The sequence below is a fragment of the Mesorhizobium sp. M7A.F.Ca.CA.002.15.2.1 genome (assembly GCF_003998715.1).
Lineage (GTDB): Bacteria > Pseudomonadota > Alphaproteobacteria > Rhizobiales > Rhizobiaceae > Mesorhizobium > Mesorhizobium ciceri.
Genome location: NZ_RZPI01000891.1, coordinates 1 through 1,849, shown reverse-complemented (window position 1 = coordinate 1,849; position 1,849 = coordinate 1). Strand labels below are relative to the sequence as shown.

Below are 1,849 nucleotides of genomic sequence, written 5' to 3'. Positions count from 1 at the left end.
AGGTACAGAAGAACCTGCTGCGCGACACCTACAAGGACATATACGCATCATAGTTGCGCGGTGCCCGGGGCAGCGGCGCCTTACTCCTTGCGCGCCCTTTCGACCCGACTGCCGGAGCCCCACAAGGCGCGCTTCAGCAGGTTGCGCTTGCGCGGCACGAGGTTGATGTCGCTGACAAGCTTGGCGCCGCCCTCCCGCCGTTCGAGGGTGATCTTGCGGCTGTGGAAGGCTTCCAGCTCGGCACGGTGCGCCACGCTGATGATGGTGACATCGGGCAATTCGCGGATCACCGTCGCCATCATGGCGTCCTGGCTCTTCTCGTCGAGCGCCGAGGTTGCTTCATCCAGCACGACGATATCGGGGCGGTGCAGCAGCAGGCGCGCGAAAGCGAGACGCTGCTTTTCGCCGCCCGACAGCGTCTGGTCCCATGGCGCTTCTTCCTTGATCCTTTCGGCAAGATAGGCCAAGCCGACCTTGTCCAGGGCGGCCTTGATCTGTTTGATCGTCCACTTGTCCGCGGCCGCGGGATAGGCGACCGCGCGGCGAAGCGTGCCCGAGGGGATGTAGGGGCGTTGCGGCAGCATGAACAGTCGCCTGTCGGCATGAAAATTGACGCTGCCGCCGCCCCATGGCCACAGGCCGGCAACGGCCCGCACCAGCGTCGACTTGCCCGAGCCGGATTCGCCAGCCACCAGCACACGCTCGCCCGGTTCGATCGCAACCTCGGTTTCCTTGACCACGGAGGTGCCGTCGTCGAGCGTGACGGAGAGATCGTCGAGGCTGAGCATCGCACCGTCTTCGGTTTCGCCGTGCTGGATGCGTCCGAGCGCGTCGCTCTGCTCCGCACGCTCGAGCCCGTCGAGCGACATCATCAGCGAGGCGATGCGTCGCGCCGAGGCGTTCCAGTCGGCAAGACGCGGGTAGTTGTCGACCAGCCATCCGAACGCGCCCTGCACGATGGCGAAGGCGGAGGCAGCCTGCATCACCTGTCCGAGCGACATCGAGCCTTCGAGGAATTTCGGCGCGCAAAGCAGGACCGGCACGACCGGCGCAAACAGGCTCGACCCCTGCGACACCAGCGCCGTGCGCATGTGCTGGCCCGTCAGCAGCGCCCATTGCCTGAGCACATGACCGAAATTCCTGTCGATGCCGCTGCGCTCCTCCTCCTCGCCGCCGAGCAATGCGATGCTCTCGCCGTTTTCGCGTACCCGCGTCAGCGTGTAGCGGAATTCGGCTTCCGCCTGGTTCTTCTGCTCGGAGAGGCGGACGAAATGCCGGCCGATGACCACCATCGACGTGGAGGTGATGGCGGCATAGATGACTGCGGTGATGACGAGGAAGCCGGGAATGGTCAGGTTTTCGCCACCGATCGGCAAAGTGAGCGCGCCGCCGATCGTCCACAGCACCACGATGAAGGTCGAGGCCGACAGGAACGCATTGAGGACGCCGGAGATGAAATCGACCGGTGACTCGGTGGCGATCCGCAGATCCTCCGTGAGGCGGGCTTCGGGGTTCGAGTGGTCGCCGGCGACGAGATTCAACTGGTAGTAGCGGCCATTGGCAAGCCAGCGTGCGATGACGGCGGTGGTCAGCCAGGAACGCCAGCGGCGCTGGATCGTCATGCGCAGATAGACCTGCGCGACCACAAGGCCCGCGCTTCCAGCGACGAGCGGCAGGAATATGGCGCTAAGCACATAAACGGTGTGGACGTTGCGTTGCTCGATGGCGTCGAAGAAGGAGCGGTTCCAGACGTTGATCCCGTATTGAAAGCCGACATTGACGCAGATCAGGATCAACAGCCCGATCGTGAGCGGCCAGGCAAGCCCATCGCCCCGCCTGGCCCAGTAGC

The 1,849-nt window shown here is 64.5% G+C and carries 1 protein-coding gene; it reads right to left on the bottom strand.

Annotated elements, in window-relative coordinates; all coding sequences use genetic code 11:
• Positions 1 to 80: 80 nt before the first annotated feature.
• Positions 81 to 1,849 (bottom strand): ABC transporter ATP-binding protein/permease (locus ENZ74_RS30775; protein ID WP_164761348.1); only part of this gene is annotated, 1,769 nt, incomplete at its 5' end.